Below are 4,014 nucleotides of genomic sequence, written 5' to 3' on the forward strand. Positions count from 1 at the left end.
TCCCGAGCGCGTCGATGGTCGCCTCGCGGACGGCCGCGGGTGCGCGGTCGACGACGGAGTCGGCCACCGCCAGGAAGGGTGACGACCCGGGGGCGACCAGTCCCGCGATCGCGTGACCGACCGCGAGGGCGATACCGGTCGAGAGGATCCCCGCGGAGATCTGAGCCGTCACACGGGGTCGGGGCTGGGTGGTGTCCACATCAAGAGTTCGGAGCACGGGCCCCGCCGGACGGTTCCGGAGAAATTTTCTGAGGGCCACCCATCCGTCTCGACAGCAGTGCCGAAGAACCCTTGACCCAGCACGCAAGGCTCTGTTGAAAGGACCAACACAATGAGCATGACGATCTCCCGCCGTATGGCATCGATCGCGGCGGCGGCTGCCGTGAGCGGCCTCGTTCTGGCCGGCTGCGCGGACGACGAAGGCGGCATGGAGGCCGAGGGCACCACGTCCGCCCCCATGACCTCCGAAATGACCACCGAAGAGACCTCTCCCATGGCGGAGCCGGCCGGCATGCTGGTCGGTCCCGGGTGTGCGGACTACGCCGAGGCCAACCCGGACGGGCCGGGCTCGGTCGACGGTATGGCCATGGAGCCGGTCGCCACCGCCGCCTCCAACAACCCGCTGCTCACCACCCTCACGGCCGCCGTGTCGGGCGGGGTGAACCCGGAGGTCGACCTGGTCGACACGCTCAACAACGGTGAGTACACCGTGTTCGCGCCGGTCGACGACGCGTTCGCGCAGGTCGACGACGCCACGATGGAGGCGCTGCAGACCGATCCCGAGCTGCTCACCAGCATCCTGACCTACCACGTTGTCGAGGGACAGATCACCCCTGACGAGATCGAGGGCATGCAGACCACGCTGAACGGCGCGGACGTCGAGGTCATGGGCTCCGGTGACGAGCTCACCGTCAACGGTGCCAACGTGATCTGTGGTGGCGTCCAGACCGCCAACGCCACGGTCTACCTCATCGATGAGGTCATGGTTCCCGAGGAGTGATCCCACTGGACCCCGGGAGGCCCTGACCTCCTGAGTGTTCCGGCAGCACCGAGGCCCGGGTCGACGCGAGAGCGTCGGCCCGGGCCTCGTCGGGTCCCGCGGCCGGACCACCGGCACCCGCGCCGCGAGAGGGTTCCGGCCGGCGGTGATCGTGGACGAGGGGTTGACAGTGGCGCGTCACGGTGCATAATTAAGCTATTGCCTAATTAAGGAATGAGTGAATTGAAAAAGGCCGGTGATCCGCTGTCCCGGGTGTTCCAGGCGCTCGCCGATCCCACGCGTCGTGGGATCCTCGAGCGGCTCAGCGCCGGGCCGGCCACTGTGGGCGAGTTGTCGGAACCGTTCGACATCAGTGCACCCGCCATCTCGCAACACCTCCGGGTGTTGGAGACCTCCGGTCTCATCGAGCGAAGCACGCGCGCCCAGTGGCGGGTGTGCACGCTCCGGCCGGAACCGCTGGACGCCGCCACTGCCTGGGTCGAGCGCAACCGCGCGCTGTGGCAGCAGAAGTTCGACCGACTCGACGACGTGCTCACCGACATCCGGCCCGGGCACGCCGACCCCACGGATCGAGGTCGCACGCCTCGATCGAAGGAGTGACGACATCATGTCCGTCCCGGAATTCACCATCACCCGCACATTCGACGCCCCGCGCGAGACCCTCTGGCGCGCGTGGACGGATCCGACACTGGCCGCTCGCTGGTGGCACCCGCACGAGGTCACGACCCCTGCCGAGAGCGTCTCGATCGATCTCCGCGTGGGTGGCAGCTACGCCTACCTCATGATCGACCCGGACGGCGGCGAGTGGCCGGCCACGGGCGAATACCTGGAGGTCCGCGAGCCCGACCGGCTCCGGTTCACCTGGGTCAGCCCGGACGACGAGCGCGGGGACGAGGTCCCCGTCATCACCGTCGACCTCGCCGAGGCGGGCGAGGGGCGCACCCTGATGACCTTCCACATGGCCCGGCACCCCGACGACCGCGGTTCCGAACACGGCGTCTACGACGGCTGGACCGAGGCGTTCGAGGAGTTGGACGGCGTGCTCGCATCGTCCACAGCCCGCTGAGGACCGCCTGCTCGGCGGGGGCACCGCTGGTCAGAACCAGTCGTCGCGCATGTCCAGGGTGGTGCGGTCGCCCGCGGCCAGCAGGTCGAACTTCGCGTCAACGACGGGCAGCTCGCGCCGCAGGAAGTACGCCGCGGCCTGCCGCTTCCCGGCGGCGAACCCGTCGGCGTCGTCGTCGATCCGACCTCCCAGGGCGAGGACCTGCTCGAGCCAGATCCAGGCGATCACGATGTGACCGGCGGCCTCGAGGTACTCGGTGGCGTCGGCCAGGAACGCCTCCGGGTCGGTCGCCCCGAGCCCGGCGAGTGCGGTGGTCACCTCGATCAGTCGCGTCACCCGCGGTCGGAGCAGCGCGGCGAACTCCTCGGCCGGGCCGCCTGCCGCATCCGCCCGGTCGCAGGTGGCGGCGATGCGCTCGCTCAGTGCGGCCAGTCCGGCACCGCCCCCGGCGAGGACCTTGCGCCCGAGCAGATCCTGGGCCTGGATCCCGTGCGTGCCCTCGTGGATCGGGTTGAGGCGGTTGTCGCGGTAGTGCTGCTCGACGTCGTAGTCGATCGTGTACCCGGCCCCGCCCAGTACCTGTACCGCGAGTTCGTTGGCCTTGAGGCACCACTGCGACGGCCACGACTTGGCGATCGGGGTGAGGACGTCCAGCAGCGTCGTGGCGGCTGCGGCCTCCTCCGGGGACCCGGTCTTCTCGTCGTCGACGAGCCTCGCGCAGAACAGCCCCAGCGCCAGGGCACCCTCCACGTAGGACTTCTGGGCCAGCAACATCCGCCGCACGTCGGCGTGCCCGGTCAGCATGACCTGCGGCGAGGAGGGATCGGCACCGACGGTCCGCCCCTGAGGGCGGTTGCGCGCGTAATCGAGCGACTTGAGGTACCCGGTGTACCCGAGGGCCGTGGCGCCCAGACCCACGCCGAGCCGGGCCTCGTTCATCATGGTGAACATCTTCTTGAGGCCGGTGTTCTCCTCGCCCAGGAGGTATCCGACCGCGCCCGGCCGGCCGCCGGGGGTGTGCATGCCCTGGCCGAGGGTGGGCATGGTGTTGACCGTGCCGCGGAAGCCCATCTTGTGGTTGAGGCCGGTGATCACGATGTCGTTGCGCTCCCCGATCGAACCGTCCTCGTCGACCAGGTACTTCGGCACCACGAACAGGCTGATGCCGCGGGTACCGGCCGGCGAACCGGGCACCTTGGCCAGTACGAGGTGCACGATGTTCTCGGACATCGTGTGCTCGCCGCCGGAGATCCACATCTTCTGCCCGAACAGCCGGTAGGTCCCGTCGTCCTGCGGCTCGGCGCGGGTGGTGATGTCGGCGAGGTTGGAGCCGGCCTGCGGCTCGGACAGGCACATGGTGCCGGTGAACCGGCCCTCGACCATCGGCTTGACGTAGCGCTCGATCTGCTCGTCCGAACCGTGCTCGATCAACAGGTTGGCGTTGCCGGTGGTGAGCAGCGGGTACGCCGCGGTGGCGACGTTGGCCGCGTAGAACCACGCCATGCACGCCAGGTAGGCGGTGTAGGGCAGTTGCATCCCGCCCACCCGCTCGTCCATCGCGGCGCCCACCAGGTCGGCGTCGGCGAAGCGGCGCAGCGCCTCGGCGATCTCCGGGATGAGCTCGACCTCCTCGCCCACGAGCCTGGGCTCGTTGAGGTCCGCCTTGCGGTTGTGCGGGGCGAAGTACTTCTCGGCGAGCTCGGCCGACAGGTCCACCACGGCGTCGATGGTCTCGCGGGAGTGGTCCGCGTACCGCTCACGCCCACACAGCTCGGACACCCGCAGCCAGTCGTGGAGCAGGAAGTCGAGATCGGCGCGGGACATCACGGTGGAGGGGAGGGGGAGCGAGGGAGTCATGCACCGCAGGGTACTTGCCCCGGGCGCGGTGCCGACTCGGGCCGTGCCCGGCGGAACCGGGACGGGCGGCCCGCGGGACCGTCAGCCCCCA

Annotated in this window: 4 protein-coding genes; 3 read left to right on the forward strand and 1 reads right to left on the reverse strand. The window is 69.6% G+C overall.

The window, feature by feature from the left end; genetic code table 11:
• The first annotated feature begins 337 nt into the window (after positions 1-337).
• The 3 genes from G6018_RS13585 to G6018_RS13595 all read left to right on the forward strand — a co-directional run bounded on the left by G6018_RS13585 (position 338) and on the right by G6018_RS13595 (position 2,066).
• Positions 338-1,000: a fasciclin domain-containing protein gene (locus G6018_RS13585; RefSeq protein WP_182616424.1), complete on the forward strand. Its 663-nt coding sequence runs from the start codon at positions 338-340 to the stop codon at positions 998-1,000.
• A 213-nt stretch (positions 1,001-1,213) separates the two neighbouring features.
• Positions 1,214-1,600, forward strand: a complete 387-nt coding sequence (locus G6018_RS13590; protein WP_179523676.1) for a metalloregulator ArsR/SmtB family transcription factor — start codon at positions 1,214-1,216, stop codon at positions 1,598-1,600.
• A gap of 7 nt (positions 1,601-1,607) precedes the next feature.
• A complete protein-coding gene (locus G6018_RS13595) occupies positions 1,608-2,066 on the forward strand; it encodes an SRPBCC domain-containing protein (protein ID WP_182616416.1) in 459 nt (152 codons plus the stop codon).
• A gap of 30 nt (positions 2,067-2,096) precedes the next feature.
• On the opposite strand, the gene G6018_RS13600 is transcribed toward G6018_RS13595, so the two are convergent.
• Positions 2,097-3,923 (reverse strand): acyl-CoA dehydrogenase, encoded by a 1,827-nt coding sequence (locus G6018_RS13600; protein ID WP_182639892.1) that lies wholly within the window; start codon positions 3,921-3,923, stop codon positions 2,097-2,099.
• Positions 3,924-4,014 lie beyond the last annotated feature (91 nt).

The organism is Dietzia sp. DQ11-44 (assembly GCF_014145205.1).
GTDB lineage: Bacteria > Actinomycetota > Actinomycetes > Mycobacteriales > Mycobacteriaceae > Dietzia > Dietzia natronolimnaea.